Source organism: Flammeovirga pacifica (assembly GCF_000807855.2).
Lineage (GTDB): Bacteria > Bacteroidota > Bacteroidia > Cytophagales > Flammeovirgaceae > Flammeovirga > Flammeovirga pacifica.
Window position 1 is genome coordinate 880,556 of record NZ_JRYR02000001.1, and the last position, 17,541, is coordinate 898,096.

General features: G+C 31.5%; 14 protein-coding genes. 7 read left to right on the plus strand and 7 right to left on the minus strand.

Features of this window, described 5'->3' with window-relative positions; all coding sequences use genetic code 11:
- The first annotated feature begins 72 nt into the window (after positions 1 to 72).
- Genes NH26_RS03530 through NH26_RS03545 form a run of 4 tightly spaced genes read left to right on the plus strand, consistent with a single transcriptional unit; the run spans position 73 to position 4,723 of the window.
- Positions 73 to 1,740, plus strand: a complete 1,668-nt coding sequence (locus tag NH26_RS03530) for an ABC1 kinase family protein (protein ID WP_044225332.1) — start codon at positions 73 to 75, stop codon at positions 1,738 to 1,740.
- A 4-nt stretch (positions 1,741 to 1,744) separates the two neighbouring features.
- Positions 1,745 to 2,134 carry an HIT family protein gene (locus NH26_RS03535; RefSeq protein WP_044225330.1) on the plus strand — a complete coding sequence of 130 codons (390 nt, stop codon included), beginning with the start codon at positions 1,745 to 1,747 and terminating at the stop codon, positions 2,132 to 2,134.
- Positions 2,135 to 2,153: 19 nt separating this feature from the next.
- The gene (gene ligA / locus NH26_RS03540; RefSeq protein WP_044225328.1) at positions 2,154 to 4,178 is read left to right on the plus strand and encodes an NAD-dependent DNA ligase LigA; all 2,025 of its coding nucleotides are present in this window, start codon (positions 2,154 to 2,156) and stop codon (positions 4,176 to 4,178) included.
- Complete coding sequence (locus tag NH26_RS03545; RefSeq protein WP_044225326.1) at positions 4,178 to 4,723, plus strand: DUF6913 domain-containing protein; 546 nt, start codon at positions 4,178 to 4,180, stop codon at positions 4,721 to 4,723. The genes ligA and NH26_RS03545 overlap by 1 nt, the downstream gene beginning before the upstream one ends.
- A gap of 56 nt (positions 4,724 to 4,779) precedes the next feature.
- Here NH26_RS03545 and NH26_RS03550 read toward each other — a convergent pair whose 3' ends face one another.
- From NH26_RS03550 to NH26_RS03560, 3 genes are all read right to left on the minus strand, one after another.
- Entirely contained in the window at positions 4,780 to 4,956 is a 177-nt protein-coding gene (locus NH26_RS03550; RefSeq protein WP_044225324.1) for a hypothetical protein, read from the minus strand.
- Positions 4,957 to 5,113: 157 nt separating this feature from the next.
- Entirely contained in the window at positions 5,114 to 6,358 is a 1,245-nt protein-coding gene (locus tag NH26_RS03555; RefSeq protein WP_044225321.1) for an aminotransferase class I/II-fold pyridoxal phosphate-dependent enzyme, read from the minus strand.
- Between the two features lie 196 nt (positions 6,359 to 6,554).
- Entirely contained in the window at positions 6,555 to 7,550 is a 996-nt protein-coding gene (locus NH26_RS03560; RefSeq protein ID WP_139262835.1) for a DUF6588 family protein, read from the minus strand.
- 92 nt (positions 7,551 to 7,642) lie between these two features.
- On the opposite strand from NH26_RS03560, the gene NH26_RS03565 reads away from it, so the two are divergent.
- Both NH26_RS03565 and NH26_RS03570 read left to right on the plus strand, forming a co-directional pair.
- Complete coding sequence (locus NH26_RS03565) at positions 7,643 to 8,743, plus strand: hypothetical protein (RefSeq protein WP_044225317.1); 1,101 nt, start codon at positions 7,643 to 7,645, stop codon at positions 8,741 to 8,743.
- Positions 8,744 to 9,191: 448 nt separating this feature from the next.
- On the plus strand, positions 9,192 to 9,509 hold the full coding sequence (locus tag NH26_RS03570; RefSeq protein WP_044225315.1) for a hypothetical protein: 318 nt from the start codon (positions 9,192 to 9,194) through the stop codon (positions 9,507 to 9,509).
- A 53-nt stretch (positions 9,510 to 9,562) separates the two neighbouring features.
- Here the strand turns inward: NH26_RS03570 and rlmD are convergent, their stop codons facing one another.
- The 4 genes from rlmD to dnaB all read right to left on the minus strand — a co-directional run bounded on the left by rlmD (position 9,563) and on the right by dnaB (position 15,795).
- Positions 9,563 to 10,972 (minus strand): 23S rRNA (uracil(1939)-C(5))-methyltransferase RlmD, encoded by a 1,410-nt coding sequence (gene rlmD / locus NH26_RS03575; protein WP_044225313.1) that lies wholly within the window; start codon positions 10,970 to 10,972, stop codon positions 9,563 to 9,565.
- Between the two features lie 11 nt (positions 10,973 to 10,983).
- A complete protein-coding gene (folK, locus tag NH26_RS03580; protein WP_044225311.1) occupies positions 10,984 to 11,478 on the minus strand; it encodes a 2-amino-4-hydroxy-6-hydroxymethyldihydropteridine diphosphokinase in 495 nt (164 codons plus the stop codon).
- Between the two features lie 27 nt (positions 11,479 to 11,505).
- Complete coding sequence (gene tamL / locus NH26_RS03585; protein WP_044225309.1) at positions 11,506 to 14,055, minus strand: translocation and assembly module lipoprotein TamL; 2,550 nt, start codon at positions 14,053 to 14,055, stop codon at positions 11,506 to 11,508.
- A 156-nt stretch (positions 14,056 to 14,211) separates the two neighbouring features.
- A complete protein-coding gene (dnaB, locus tag NH26_RS03590) occupies positions 14,212 to 15,795 on the minus strand; it encodes a replicative DNA helicase (protein ID WP_242427345.1) in 1,584 nt (527 codons plus the stop codon).
- Between the two features lie 367 nt (positions 15,796 to 16,162).
- Between dnaB and NH26_RS03595 the strand changes: the two genes are divergently transcribed.
- Positions 16,163 to 17,521 carry a UDP-N-acetylmuramate--L-alanine ligase gene (locus NH26_RS03595; RefSeq protein ID WP_044225307.1) on the plus strand — a complete coding sequence of 453 codons (1,359 nt, stop codon included), beginning with the start codon at positions 16,163 to 16,165 and terminating at the stop codon, positions 17,519 to 17,521.
- Positions 17,522 to 17,541 lie beyond the last annotated feature (20 nt).

Below are 17,541 nucleotides of genomic sequence, written 5' to 3' on the forward strand. Positions count from 1 at the left end.
ATAAGTTGATTTTTCACATCAACGATATGAATTAAAAACAAAATACTTTTATTGATTTTTTTATTGTAATAAATGCTTTTTTCCACTAAAGTAAAAAATATACAAAGACTTCAGCAGATCATTAAAATTCTACTGAAATATGGTTTCGAAGATGTTGTTTCTACTACATCTTTAAAGCGATTTGTACCCATTGATGATTGGAAAAGAGACAATAAACCTGTTTTTAAATATAGTAGAGCGGAAAGGATTAGAATGGTGGTCGAAGAACTAGGCCCAACGTTCATCAAGTTTGCACAAACACTAAGTAACAGACCCGATATACTTCCACAAGATTTAATTGAAGAATTTCAAAAATTACAAGACAGTGTTCCTCCTTTTTCTGAAGAGGAGGCAATAGCTATTGTAGAAAAAGAAACAGGAATGAGTCTAAATGATTTTGTTTCTTTCTTTGATAATAAACCATTAGGAGCGGCAAGTATTGGTCAAGTACACAGAGCAAGATTAAAAGATGGGAAAGATGTTGTATTAAAAATACAACGTCCTGGTGCCTATGGACAAATTCTAACAGACTTAAGACTATTAAAAGAATTTGTAAAACACACACATCCATTTTTTATTAAATACGGCTTACTTAATCCTGACGATATTGTTGAGACCTTTGAGGAAAGTATCGTCAATGAATTGGACTACACAATTGAAGCAAAAAATTTAGTTCAATTTAGAAAAGCCAATAAAGGAAAGGATCATTTACATATACCTTATGCCTTCTTAGAATATACAACTAAGAAGCTATTAGTGATGGAATATGTTAGTGGTTGTAAGATTACAGATATAAGAACGATAAAATCTTGGGGGCTATCCTTAAAAGATGTAGCCAATGCTGGTATGAATATTTACCTTGATCAAATTTTTGAACAAGGCTTTTTCCATGCAGATCCTCACCCAGGCAATGTTTTAGTTCAGCCAGACGGCAAAATCATTCTAATAGATTTTGGTATGATTGGTCGTTTATCAAAATATCAACGTTTTGCTCTAGCTAATTTTTTAGCTTCTATGGCTCGAAATGATGCAAGAGGAATGGCACTTCATCTACGACGAATAGCCAAAGAAACGGAGAATGAAGATACGAAAGCTTTAGAGCAAGATTTAAGTAATATGGTGGATCGTTATTATACACATGGTAACGAAGAAGCCACTATGGCTGAAGTGACAACTGCATTACAAGATATCATTTATAAACACTCTTTATCAGTTCCTGGAAGTATTTTTCTAATACTTAGGGCATTGGCTATTTTAGAAGGAATCATCAATGTAGTATCTCCTGATTTAGAAGTATTACCAGAGATAGAGCCTTATGCCGAGAAATTAGCTAAAGAACAGTTTTCATTTAAAAATTTAAGCTCTGATTTTTATTATACATTTTATCAATTGTCTTCTTTATTTTATAACCTTCCGATGGAGGTTCGTTATATTTTAAAGAAAACAAGAACAGGTAAATTATCCTTGAATGTTGAACATAAGGGATTGGAACCTTTAATTCAACAAAAGAGCGAAGCTGCATCCAATTTAAACATTGTCATTTTAATAGCAGCTTTATTAATTACTTCAGGTATCATCATGAATGCACCAATACCTTATTCTAGTAGAAACTTTTTAGGCATGCCTATCATGAGTTCTTTAGGTTTTATATCTGCATTTTTAATGATTATCTATTTAGTCTTAAAACCAAAAAAATATTAGATAAATGGCCTCTATTTTTACGAAAATTATTGCAGGAGAAATACCTTCACATAAAGTATATGAAGATAATAATTACTATGCTTTTTTAGATATTTTCCCTGTTCAAAAAGGACATACTTTAATTGTTCCAAAAAAGGAAGTTGATGATATGTTTGATTTAGATGATGAAACTTTAAGTGGGTTATATATTGCTGCAAAAAAAGTTTCTAAAGCCATAAAAGCAGTATTCCCATGCAATAGGGTTGGACATGCAGTAATTGGGCTTGAAGTACCTCATGCACATATGCACTTGATTCCGATTAGCGGAATGTCTGATATGAACTTTGAGCATAAGCTGAAGTTATCGAATGAGGAATTAGCAGATATAGCAAAAAAAATTAGAGAACAATTATAGATTATTTATTTCATAAGTTATGACTTTCAAAGAGGCGGAGAAAAGAGTAGAAGAACTATCTAAATTATTAAATAAATTAGATATTAAATATAGGGAAGGTACTCCTGATATTTCAGATCAAGAGTATGATGATTTAATGAATGAATTAATTTTATTAGAAAAAAATCATACTTCCTTATTAAAAGTGACCTCGCCTTCCCAAAGGGTTGGAGGTGAACCGTCAAAAAACTTTGAAAATGTAGCACATAATTTACCAATGCTTTCTTTATCTAATACTTATGATAAAGAAGATTTAATTGACTTTAACGATAGAATTAAAAAAGATTTAACTATTGATGAAGTTGAATATGTATGTGAATTAAAATACGATGGAGTAGCGTTAAGTCTTACTTATGAAAATGGAATTTTAGTTAGAGCAGTTACTAGAGGTGATGGAGTTAAAGGCGATGATATAACTAGAAATGCTAGAACAATAAAGAGTATTCCATTACAAATATTGGGAGATTGTCCTCCAATTCTTGAAGTAAGAGGAGAAGTATTTATGAGTAAAACCTCTTTTGAGAAAAATAATATAAAAATCTCAGAAGAAAATGAAATTAGGAGATCAAAAGGAAATAAAGAACAACCTCTTTTAGCTAATCCCCGAAATGCAGCGGCAGGTGCACTAAAACAGTTAGATCCAAAAAAAGTATCAGAAAAACAATTAGATATGTATGCATATCAAATTGCTTCTGAAGATGAGAAAATCACGTCTCATTTTGAAGGATTAGAAGCTTTAAAAAATTGGGGTTTTAATATTCCTGATACTTTTGAAGTTAGATCCGATATAGATGAAGTTTGGGATTATATTAATCAATGGAGTGAGAAAAGAAAAGATTTACCTTTAGAAACTGATGGTGTTGTTATTAAGGTAAATAAAATGGAGTTGCATAATAAATTAGGCAATACTGCAAAGAGTCCACGATGGGCAATTGCTTATAAATATAAAGCAGAAGCAGCCAAAACTCCTTTGTTATCAATAACTTATCAAGTTGGAAGAACTGGTGCAATCACTCCTGTTGCAAATTTAGCACCTGTTCAATTAGCAGGTACTACGGTTAGAAGAGCCTCTTTACATAATGCCAATGAAATCGAAAGGTTGGATTTACATTATGAAGATATTGTATATGTTGAAAAAGGAGGGGAGATCATACCTAAAATTACAGGTGTAGATAAACTAGCTAGAAAAGAATCTGCAAAAAAAGTAGAATATATCTCTCATTGTCCTTCTTGTAATTCTGAACTAGAAAGAAAAGAAGGGGAGGCCCAACATTATTGTAGAAATTGGGAGTGTATACCTCAAATTAAAGGCAGAATTCAACACTTTGTTTCTCGTAAAGCGATGAATATTGATTCATTAGGTGGAGAAACAATCGATCAACTCATAAAAATCGGTTTGATAAAAGATGCAGGAGACCTGTACTCATTAAAACCAGAAGATTTGAATCAGTTAGATCGATTTGGAGATAAATCAATAAGTAAATTATTAGCAGGAATAGAGGAATCAAAAAATATTCCTTATGAACAAGTTATATTTGCTTTAGGTATTAGAAGCGTAGGTAGTACTATATCAGAAAAATTAGCAGAAGCATTTACAACAATTGATGCGTTAGCTGATGCATCTGAAGAAGAAATTGCCGAACTATATGATGTAGGTGGAACAGTTGCAGTGGAAGTAAAAAAGTTTTTTAATTCAGAATTACAACTTTTTTTCCTAGAGAAACTAAAAAATGCAGGTATTAAATTTGAACTTGAAAAACAAGATGTAAAAGATACCTTAGATGGTAAATCATTTGTTTGTACTGGTAAATTCTCTATTTATTCCCGAAATGAGATGCATGCTGAAATCAAAAAAAATGGAGGCAGTGTAAAAACTAGTATAACCAAAAATGTTGATTACCTTGTTGCTGGCGAAAAAGCAGGCTCTAAGCTTAAAAAAGCCACAGAACTTGGTATCACAATATTGACTGAAGACGATTTTGCAAAAATGATAACTAACGAATAATGATACAAATTTTTAAAAATAAAGTATTAGGTAATCAATTATTTAATAAAAGATTAGATTCTAAGAGAGAACATAATAATAATTTACCATTAAAAGATGCCAAGTCAGTTGGTTTAATTTTTTATATAAAAGATCTCGAACAATTAAGATCACTTTTAAATGAAAGTAAGATAGTAGATAAAATTCTACCAAAAGGAGTAAATAATATTGAATTTGTTTTTATAACAGAAGAAAAAAAGATCGAATTTGATGTTCCTTTTGGTTACAAAGTAATACCACTTTCAAAAGTTAATTGGAATAAGAAAAGTCCTGAATCAAATATTGAGAATTTTATTAAAAAAGAATTCGATTATTTATTCTCTTTTACTTATGGAATTTCAAAAATTTTAGATCAATTAATTTCACAATCTTATGCTACATGTAGAGTAGCATTAGGAGAACACCAAGATGTTTCATCTTTTGAAATGAAACTAACTTATGATCAAGTTTCTTTTACAGAACGAATACGTGAAGCAGTTGATATTTTACATAAAATGCATAAATAAAAAAAGGGGATGATATTAAAATCATCCCCTTTTTTATTATTCGATCTAAACAGGAATTAACCGTTGTTTTTGATCTCTTGGATATCAAGACGGATATCTTGAGCAAGCTTTTTGATATCTTGCATGTTTTTTCTTACACGAGTTCCAGCGGCTGCTACTTTGTTATTGTAGAATTTTTGAGCGTCCTCTTCAGTTTGCTGGATAAGCTCTTTTAGTTCTGTGAATTTGTCCATTTTACTAAAAAATTTCTATCGATGAATTAAAATATATATATCACAATTTATACATTTTCTTTGATATTGCACAATTTTTCAGCACAAAAAAAAGGATAAAAACCCGTTTTTTTTCACGAATTCCTATCCTTTTATCATCTAATTGAATCTTAATTCTCTATGAGAAAATTTGAGGTTCTGCTTTCGCATACTCACCTGATTCAAGTTTATGTTTTACTGCCTTAAATGCTGTAATTGTTTCTTCAACATCTGCAATAGAGTGAGATGATGTAGGAATTAAGCGAAGCATGATAACATCTTTAGGTACTACAGGGTACACAACTACAGAACAGAAAATATTATAATTTTCTCTTAAATCCATAATCATATTTACTGCTTCGTTTTGACCACCTTGTAAGAATACTGGAGTAACAGGAGTATCTGTTTTACCAATATTAAAACCATTTTTAGTCAAACCGTCTTGTAAATGAGTAGCAACTTCCCAAAGTTTATCTTTAAGCTCTGGCATTGTTCTCAACATTTCTAAACGCTTAAGGTTACCTTTAACCAATGGCATAGGTAAAGTTTTCGCGAAAATTTGAGAACGAGTGTTGTATCTTAAATATTCAATAACTTGTTCGTCTGATGAAATAAATGCACCAACCGAAGCCATTGATTTTGCAAATGTAGAGAAGTAAATATCAATTTTATCTTGACATCCTTGTTCTTCACCTGCACCAGCACCTGTTTTACCTAATGTACCAAATCCGTGAGCATCGTCTACTAACATGCGGAATTGATATTTATCTTTAAGGTCACAAATTTCTTTTAATTTACCTTGGTCACCCAACATACCGAATACACCTTCAGTAATTAAAAGAATAGCACCACCTGTTTGCTCTACTAATTTAGTAGCTCTTTGTAATTGTTTTTCACAGTTCTCGATGTCATTGTGTGGGAATACAAATCTTTTACCAACATGCATTCTCAAACCATCAATAATACAAGCGTGACACTCTGAATCGTATACTACAACATCTTTTCTGTCAAGTACTGCATCAATAACAGACATGATACCTTGGTAACCAAAGTTTAAAACCATTGTATCTTCTTTACCAACGAAAGAACTTAATTCAGATTCAAATTCTTCAATTAGGTTCGAATTTCCTGACATCATACGTGCACCCATAGGGTAAGCTAAACCGAATTCAGCAGCAGCATCAGCATCAACTTTTCTAATTTCAGGGTGGTTTGCTAGTCCCAAATAGTTGTTTAAACTCCAAGTCAATACTTCTTTTCCTCTGAAGGTCATGCGAGGAGCAATTTCTCCTTCAAGTTTAGGGAAAGCATAATAACCATGAGCCATTTTGGAATGTGACCCTAGCGGTCCTCTGTCCTGAAGAAGTTTTTCAAATAAATCCACGATATAGTCTTATTTTAATGTTTGAAACATTATTATAATTACAATCTTTAATATTTAGTAAAACGTCATATTATGACCCAATGTTCATTTAATACACGCACGTTTTCTAAATCCAAATACAAAAATCGTTTATTTAACCATTATACGGGTAATAATATTCCTTGATTTAAGAAACCTTAACAGAAATTACCAGCATTTATTTCATTGTGAGCCCCAAACCCACATTAATTTGATGTGACCAACCAAAAGTATAATCACCATTAAAGTAAACTAAACCGATTTTAAACATCAAACCAGCGGTAAATTTCCAAGATTGAAGCCTATAAATATCTAAAATTTCATCATCCGGAATATTTAGGCTTTCATCTGTAAGATTTAAAAGCGTATAGTCCCCTTTCAATTTTGTCTCATTTTTAGTATAAACATAACCAGCACTTGTATATATAGTAAGCAATGGAAGTGTTTTAGAAAGCATTGCCTCAAAATTTCCTCCCTTTGTTTCAAACATTAATAACCCAGGATCAACAACAGGAGCTATCTGAGAATTATCTAAAGGGTATTGTCCTTCCAATTGGGTATAACCGGCAAATAAACTGAAATCAAATGGTGATTTCTCGTTGAAAAACCATTCTGCAATGTTGTGTTTAAATCCGGCACCCCACATTTTAATGACAATGCCATTATACTCAACCTTAGGAAAAAGCTTTCCAATCAACTCAGTATTCTGACCTACACCTAAACCAATCTTTATTGATGGTAAAACTGAAAAGTCAATATTTATACCTTTAGATGCAGGGATGACAGCTTCAGATCCATCATCATTTTTTATACCGATGACAGTTTCTTGTGTATTGCTACCAAAAAAAGTAGGAAGGTTTTTATTACCAGAAATAACTCTTACACCTTCTATATCATCAACATTAAAGTAAAGAGCATTATCAGGCATTATTATTCCTGCAGTAGAGACTGATATATCGAAACCTATGGGTTTATGGGGACGTGCAGTATACATCCATCCTAGACTTGTTGACCAAGCATAACTTTGGGTTAGGGGAGTGGAGTAACGTCTAAATACCTCTAAGCTTCTTTGCTGTGCTTGAGGTCCATTTGTGGCAAATAATGATAAAACATCCTGTGAAAAAATAGGATGTACAATAAAAGAGACGAATAAAAGGAGTAGTAATTTTTTCAAGGTTTTCAAAGTTGTATGAAAAATTACATAAAAGATTTACAATAACCATCATTCTTGTTGATTTTATTCTATTTAGGTTGCAACTTGCAACTATGAATATATATCAATTAGAACAAATTGAATTAGAATTTGAAATCTTAATTCAAAAGGATAGACGTAATTGGCTAAGGGTGGCTAAATTATTAGATAAAATAGAATCTACTCATTTATATAAACTAAGAGCAAGGTCTTTTACAGAATATGTGAAGGATTTATCAAGAAAAAATGGGATTAATATTTCTACATTATGGAGAGCTAGATCTGGAGCAAAGTTATATGCTGAATTATTAGGTATTAATGATGTAGAAGATATGGATGAGGCACACGTTAAAACTACTCCAGAACAATTAGAGACCTTTAGTAAGGTTAGAACAATAGCCCCACAACGAATAGTTGATGAGGTGAAAGAAAAAATGATCTCTGGTGAAAATATGAGACATGAATTACGTGAGTTATGGAACATATATAGACCATTAAAAGGAGGGAAGACAGAAAGGGGACGAAAAAAGACAGAGGAACATACTGTAGTAAAAGATAAATTGAAATCTCAATTTGTAGTGCCTTATCAGCTTACTGATTCTAATAAGAATGATCATGTTAAAACAAATTCATTAGATAAATATTGGGAAGATTTGAAGAAGATGGAAAAATACCAAGTTTCATCTGAAAATGTCGCTAGAGCAAATATTATTAATGCATTGAGGTCTGAACAATGGTTAGCTAGAACATATGCAGAAGATTTCACTTTTAAACATGAACATCTAATTAGTTTTAGATTAGGGGCTTATACAGAGATTGATATATTATCATTATGTAAACCGAATAAAATAACAAAAGAAAGACCTCAGTTTGTTGGTATTGAAGTAGTTACGAACTTGGATGATTTCAAAAAAAACAAACTTAAAATTGAACAAAAGTCTCAATACTGTGATCATTTTTACATAGGAATCCCTTTAAATCAGTCATTTATCGATGAAATAACGAGTTTTTGCGAAGCTAAATCTATAGGTATAATATGCGTTAGCGATCAATTAAATGAAGATTCTAAGCACGATTGGAAAATATTGAAAAAAACCACTAAAAATACCTTAACGCCACAAAACGAATACATTATTATGCAGAAATGTATGGAACGTTTACTAGGTTGGACATAATAGCTAGTAAATCCCTCTTACTATGCAGTACAATATATATAATATAATTTATGTTATGTTAAATAGGAATTCATACATATCTTTTATACTCATCTTCTAGTTAAGTAATTTCGCTTATTCAATTTCATAGACTTTAAAGTATGGAGTATTTAGTAATATCCTTCTAGGAATTCTGAAATGCTTTTGTGTCATCACAGTACAAATTCCAATTTGAATACAGCCTTATTGATTTTGAATAATATATACTCATTCTATTTTAATGAATTTTATTCAATTGATTCAAAAATAAAAACGAAAAATCAAATAATTGCCCCTCTCCTCTTAATGTATTTAACTAACTGATATACAATTTATTAAATCTAAAATATTTAATAAATTATTTGGATATGTAACAATGTTACTATACTTTTGAAAAGTCGATTAATTAAAAGAACAAATTCTTCAAACTATGAAAAAGTCTATTTTAAAAATTTTAGCTACTACCCTATTTGCTATTCAATTATTTACAGTAAATGCAACAGCAAGTGATGAGAAGAAAATTATAAAGTCTCATACAATTGATGTTTCTCAAATTGTTATGACTATCCAATATGGGGATGGTTTCTTTACTCTGACAAGAAGATTGTTTAAGGCTTTAGATAAAAATCCCGAAAATGTAACTTGGGAAGATGTTTTTTTATTGAAGACGATATATGAAGAACAGAAAGGTAACGATAAGTTAAAAGTTGGAGATAAATTTATCATTGTAAAAAATGAATTTATATAAATGAAAAAAGGGTGATACATTTTATTGTATCACCCTTTTTTGTCTTTGGTTGACTATCTTAACTCTAATGCTACAACATTCTCAACATGATACGTTTGAGGGAACATATCTACAGGAGTAACTTGAGTGACTTTATATTTCCCATCAAGTAAAGCTAAGTCTCTTGCTTGTGTAGCTGGGTTACAGCTAACATAAACAATTCTTTTAGGTTCTACCTCTAGTATTTGGTTGATCACATCCTCATGCATACCTGCTCTAGGAGGATCTGTAATAATAACATCAGGACTACCATGTTCTTTAATAAATTTCTTTGTCAGAATATCTTTCATATCACCAGCAAAGAATTTACAGTTAGTAATACCATTTAAGTCTGCATTAATGTGTGCGTCCTTAATAGCATCTTCAACATATTCGATACCTATTACCTCTTTGGCTTGTTTAGAAACAAACTGAGCAATTGTACCCGTACCTGTATATAAATCATAAACTCTTTCCTCACCCGTTAATTGAGCAAAATCTCTAGCAACCTTATATAAAGTATAGGCTTGTTCAGAGTTTGTTTGATAGAAAGATTTTGGTCCTACTCTAAAACGTAATCCTTCCATTTCTTCTTCAATATATGGTTTACCATTGAATACATTGAAGGTTAAGTCTTGGTAAGAATCATTTCTCTTTTGATTAATAACATATAGTAAAGAGGTGATTTCAGGGAATGAATCTTTTAAATGATTCATCACTAAATCTATTTGTTCTTTGTTATCATCATAAAACTGAACCATAACCATAAGATCTTTAGTAGAAGAAGTTCTTATAATTAAGTTTCTCAATAATCCAGTATGCTCATAATGATCAAAAGTAGTTAAATCATTATCTAGAATAAATTGATATATTGATTTTCTTATTTTATCAGCGGGCTGATTTTGTAGAAAACAATCGTTTAAATGAAGAACTTTATTCCACATACCAGGCAAGTGTAAACCAACACCTCTATGTTCAATACTTTCATCACCAGAATCAAGTTGCTCTTTTGTCAACCATCTATTTGATGTAAAAGTATAATCCATTTTATTTCTGTACTCTTTAGTTTTTTCAGAACCTAAGATGGGATTAAACTCAGGGAGTTCAATTTTACCTATTCTAGTTAATTGATCCTCTACTTGTTTGTGCTTGTAATGCAATTGAGATTCATAACCTAACATTTGCCACTTACAACCACCACATTCACCAAAATGCTCACAAAAAGCATCTACACGTAAATCAGATTTTTTATGGAACTGTATAGGTCTAGCTTCCATAAATGATTTACGCTTTTTAGTCACTTGTAAATCACAAATATCACCTGTTACCGCACCAGTAACAAAAACAGTCATATTATCTTCTGTTTTAGCTATTGCTTTACCTTCAGCACCGATATCGATGATTTCTATATTTTCTAAAACGATATTTTTCTTTCTTCTTGCCATTTTGGTATAATTTAGTCCATTACTTTTTGTAAGCGTTTTACAGACAATGGATCTTTACATTGCAAAAGTAATTCACTTATACTGAGATTTAAAACAGGGTGAATATACTTCGGGATAATTTCTGTTAATGGTTCTAATGTGAACCTTCTATCTTGAATATATGGATGTGGAACAATTAAATTCTCTGTTTCAATTATATCATTATCATAAAATAATATATCGACATCAATTATTCGTGCCCCCCATTTTTCTTTACGTATTCTTCCTAATTCATTCTCTATCTGCTGTGTTATCAGAATTAATTCTTGTGGAGAAATATTGGTAGATACTTTTATTGTTTGATTATAATAAGACGGTTGGTTTTCTTTACCCCAAGCGGCAGTTTCATAGATATCAGAGATTAAATCAATATCACCGATATATTTAATAATTAATTCAACTGCTTTATTTAAGGTGAGCAGCTTGTTACCAAGGTTTGCTCCTAATAATATTATTACTGAACTCATTTATTTATTTTTCTGCAAAAATAAGCATTAGAACGGATAACCAATACCTATATTAAATTCTGTTGTGCCTTTTCCTAGAAAATCATAGCCTGCAATAAATCTTGAACCTTCTTGTCTTGCAGGATCATAAATTTTTGTGCCTACATCTAAACGAATAATTAAAAATGAGAAATCTATTCTAGCACCTAAACCAGCTCCAACTCCAAATTCTTTCCAAAATCTTGAAAGTTCAAAGTTACCACCCGGTCGTGTTTTATCTTCTTCAAGCAACCAAACATTGGAGGCATCAATAAAAAAGGCCCATTGTAATAGTCTAGAAATTTTATATCTCCATTCAACATTAAACTCCATGATCATATCTCCAGGTTGTTCATAGCTATAATCAAAAGTGCCATTTTCTCTTTGTGGAGGTGTATATGAACCTGGTCCCAATCTTCTTGGTCGCCAAGCTCTATTTGAATTACCACCACCTGAAAAGAAGTATTTTTCATAGGGTAATGCATCTACTTCTCCATATGATTTAGCAACACCCATATGGATTCTTGAGGCAAAAATATGTTTCTTCTTCTCCCCAATTGGAACTACTCTTCTAAGATCAAAATATAATTTATAGAATTTATAATAGCGCAAACCATAAATAGAACCAGCTTGACTACCTGTCCAATCATTTACGAGATCTAGGAAATTACCACCAATCTCTCCAAACAATTTAATGTAAGTGGCTTTTGATGTGCCATTCACATAATCACCTCTCATTCTAGATAAACTTAGGTGTGAACTTGATACAAATGAGTTATCAAAAGAATAGTGTAAGGTGTTTCCTTGTTCGGCCAATTGTTGAAGACGAACTCTAAAGTCATTACTTAAATATGGAGTTCTAATAGCATTCAAATCAGCTAAAGAAAATTCAAAAAGATCTTCTTTTCTATTTCTCCATTCATAACCAAACTGACCTTTTAGGTTTAATCTTGTGTATTCGGGTCTACTAACATATGCTAAATCCGTTAAGATCTTAGTTTTAGCTGTTCTATAGTAGTAGAGATCATTAAGTTTTGATGAAAAAGGAATTAATGGTCTAGGAATTTTTAAAATAGTACTGAAACCATATTCTGTTCCATTATATAATTCATCACTAGTTTCTGTTACCGAAGCTTGTGCTTCTAATGAAAAACGACCTCTAAATTCTAAAGATTCTGCTCCTCTAAATATATTTCTACTCTTTAATGATATACTTGCAAAAGGACCCGGCAACGATCTACTAACGTTCAAACCTGTTTCAAAAGCATATTGATATTTGTTAAATGAGCTAGTATAGATATGAGCGTTTAATGAGTCTTCTCCTTGCTTGATATATTCTATATTCACAAATTTGAAGGCATCCATTTGACTTAAAAAGAAACGTGTATCATTAGTCAATGATTCATTAAATGGTTTTGACTCTTTTAAAGCCATCTTCCCGTTTAATATTTTTTCTTTGTACTTTTTGGAATGTTGTATATATGTGATGTCATTATATTCAGTAGAATCAGTTTCCGATTGATCATTAGGATCTGTTTCTATTTTAATGTCCTTGACATAGTATTTAGTATGCGATTCCTTATCAACAGGTGGAGTAATAATCAATTTTACATCAACTAACCCATGCGTCTTATTAGTGTCCACTTCATATTTGATATAATTTGAATTAAAATCAAAATAACCATTATTCTTTAAAAGCTTAGTTATTCGATTTCTTTCAACTTGTAATTTTGATTCTGAATATTGGGTCTTCTTCTTCAGTTTAGATTTACGGTCATACGTCTGAATTAAATTCAATACTTCTTTATCATTAATATCAAGAACTATTTTATTTATTATCCAAGGTTTTTGTTCATCAATAGAATAAATTTCTCTTATGAAAGGATAATATTCGGTACTAACAGTATCAAAACTATGCGTAACAGTTGCATTTAAATAGCCTTTTGTGACTAAATACTTTTGTATACTTATTGCTGCATTTTCCGACCCTTTTTGATTAAAATAAGAAGGAGGCTCACCTGCTGACCTCATTAACCAATTTCCTTTTTCAAGTCTTTGATTTAATTTCTCTGTTTTTGAAATAGATTTAGATTTTATTTTTCTAAGTTTTCTAATGCCTCGTACTGAGTCTTTTATACTTCTTTTTTCTAAACTATGAATTTCACTGTAAGTAGTATAGAGGTCTAGTTGATATAAACTATCGAGTTGAGCTCTGTTTGTTTCTATTGTATTTAATAACTCTTCTTCTTTATAGCTAATTAGCGTTTCATAATAATCATTTAAATCTGATAATTTGACACTGTCCTTAACAGATTGTTTCTCATAATACTTTGCCCCTTTTTGATAAGCAGCTAAAGGAGTTCGAAGACCAGTACCTAAAAATGTTCTGTTGGGTTGGTTTCTGATTAACTCTTCTAATATTGATTTATCAGCATACTTAACACCTTCTATTCGTTGTTTAACCAATAAGGAGTTTTCTTTCTCTAAATCTTTGTAAGATACACAAGCTGAGAAAATAAAAGCGATTCCAAATAATATGTAAAACTTAGTTTTATACAAAAAGAAAGTATTAAGAAGTGAATTTGTATTCTAAACGAGGATGTAAAAAATATAGTGATAAAAAATAACTCATCTTTACGTATAAATTTATCGAAATGTAATTAAACACAATAAAGATGAGTGATATATATTCTTAAAAATATTTATTCATTTATTTTAAAAAGGAGGATCATTTGATGGAGGAGGAACATTGTTATTATTATCTTCATTCCTATTTAATTTAGAAGGGAATGTCATCGGTTGATCATCATTCTGGTTAGCATCATCTAAATTAAGATCAGGAGGCAATGCATTCATTTGATCGAATGTTACTTCTCCACTTGGCATATTAGCAGGAATTGGAGCACCTGCGAAGCCACCCATATCCATACCTCCCATCATGTCATCACCCATGAAAGAGCTTTCTTCCCAATCCGTAAATTTGGTGTATTGTCCAATAAATTTAAGGCGAACATTTTCCAATCCACCACTACGGTTTTTAGAAATAATAACTTCACCCATTCCTTTAGTAGAATTACCTTCTTCATCCTCATCTAAACCATAGTATTCAGGACGATATAAGAACATTACCATATCAGCATCTTGCTCAATTGAACCAGATTCACGAAGATCGGATAGTTGAGGTCTCTTGTCTCCACCCCTAGTTTCTACTGCTCTAGATAATTGAGATAAAGCAATTACTGCTACATTCAATTCCTTCGCAATTTGTTTAAGGGAACGTGAAATGAAGGCAATTTCTTGTTCACGATTACCTTTGGATTTATTGTCTCCAGCACTCATCAATTGAAGATAATCGATAACGATTAGCTGTATATCATGTTGTGCTTTTAATCTTCTACATTTTGCTCTTAATTCAAGAACCGTTAATGCAGGAGTGTCATCAATATATATTGGAGCTGAAGAAAGTTGACCTGTTTTGTCTACTAATCTTCTCCACTCTTCATCACTTAGGTTACCTTTTTTAAGTTTTTCACTTTCTAGTTCGGCTTCAGCAGATACCAAACGTTTTACAAGTTGTGCTGCAGACATCTCCAAAGAGAAGATTGCTGTTGCTTTTTGAAAACCAACAGATGCATTACGACAAGCGGATAAAATAAAGGCTGTTTTACCCATTGCAGGACGAGCCGCAATAATGATTAAATCAGAAGGTTGCCATCCAGATGTTACTCTATCTAAACCTGTAAATCCAGAAGGAACACCTGTCATGCCATCACCATTGTCTTTTAATGATTCAAGCTCCATGAAAACTTCTTTTACTACATCACTCATTCCGACATAGTTTTTACGAACATTTTCTTCAGAGACTTCAAATAGTGAGTTTTCCATCTTATCTAAAAGATCAAAAACATCAGTAGTATCATCATAGGCTCTTTGTTGAATTTCATTGGATACACTTATCAATTTTCTTTTGATTGAGTATTCCTGTAAAATTCTAGCATAATGAACAACATTGGCTGATGATGTGACATTATTAGAAAGTTGAGCCACATAAGAAACACCTCCTGCTTTCTCTAGCTCCCCTTTCTTTTTTAGTTCAGTCACTATTGTCATGGCATCAACAGGTTCAGATCTATTGAAGATACCTACAATCGCATTGTAAATCATTTGATGAGCTTCACGATCGAAAGTCTCTGCTTTGAGAACTTCAATCACCTCATTAAGAGCCTCTTTTTCTAAAATGAGAGCACCTAACGTTGCTTGTTCGAGCCTATGATCACATGGTCGTTTTTTTGCATTCATCAACTCATTACTAGCTGCTGTTTCTAGCGACTGATTGGGAAATGCGGATTGTATTAAATTACTTCTTGAACCTTTTGATTTATCCATAACACAAAATTAAGCAGATTTATCATAATTTGTTCTATTCTTGAGGCTTGCTATTGATAATTATTTGAAACAAAAATTATTTTCCACATTTTCAATTTGATAAAATACATGTTACTCCTCCAATAAAGACATGCATAAAGTAAGGAATACCATATTTTTATTAATTAAATCTTAATTGTAAGAACAAAACTTATAATAATTGAAAGTAAATTCACTTAAATACAACCTTTCTACTATTTTTGTAAAAATTGATTAAGAGTATACAACATAATTAACATACATGAGAGTTCATTTTATAGCAATTGGTGGTAGCATCATGCATAATCTTGCCATCACTTTGAAAGAAAAAGGCTATAATGTTAGTGGGTCTGACGACAATATTTACGAGCCAGCATTATCTAACTTGAAAGAAGCAGGTATTTTACCTCAAGAATATGGCTGGAATCCGGAAATAATCACAAAGGATATCAATGCTGTAATTCTTGGGATGCATGCTAAAAAAGATAATCCAGAGTTACTTAAAGCTAAAGAATTAGGACTTAAAATATATTCATTCCCTGAATATGTTTATTCTCAAACTGTCAATAAGCAAAGAATAGTTGTAGCAGGTAGTCATGGTAAAACAACCGTTTCATCTATGATTATTCATGTATTAAATTATTGGAATATTGATTGTGATTATTTAGTAGGTGCTTCTTTAAAAGGAATCAAAAGACCTGTTAAAATCACAAACACGGCTCCTGTTATTGTTTTGGAAGGTGATGAATATTTATCTTCTCCACTTGATGATTCTCCAAAATTCTTACATTATAAGCATCATATTGGTGTTATCACTGGTATTGCTTGGGATCATATCAATGTGTATCCTGATTATGACGAATATGAAGCTCAGTTTAGTAAATTTATTGAGTCATCGCCAAAAGCAGGTGTATTGGTTTATTCTTCAGATGATAAAGTCTTGAAAAAATTAATCAAGAAATCTACAATTTCTGGAGATGTGGATGTTATTCCTTATGATAAACTAAAATCTAAGGTAAGAGATGGTAAAACAATTATTACTGCTGGAAGTGATAATACCGAAGTAACCGTTTTTGGTGATCATAATCTTAGAAACATGTCTGCGGCGATGGAAGTTTGTAAAAGACTTAACGTTAGTAGAGATGAATTTATTGAAGCTATCGCATCTTTCGAAGGCGCAAGCATGAGAATGCAATTATTAGCTGATAATGGTTCAACAAAAGTATTTAGAGATTTTGCACATGCTCCTTCAAAGGTGGCAGCAACAGTTCACGCTGTAGCAAACCAATATAAAGAAAAGCTGGTAGCTTGTTTAGAATTACATACTTTTAGCAGTCTTACAGGATCTTTCTTAAACGAATATTCTAAAACGTTGAAAGATGCAGATCAAGCTTTGGTGTATTTTAATCCTAAAGTAGTTGAAGGTAAAGGTTTACAATCAATTTCAGTTGATGATGTGAAAAATGCCTTCAATCAAAAGAACTTAGAAGTATTTACTTCTGAGAAGGAATTGTACGAAAAGTTATCAGGAATAGATTATTCTAAAAAGAATCTTTTACTAATGTCTTCTGGTAGATTTAACGATATGCCTATTGACGAATTGGTGAAAAAGATTTCATAATATAATTGAAGCACCACACC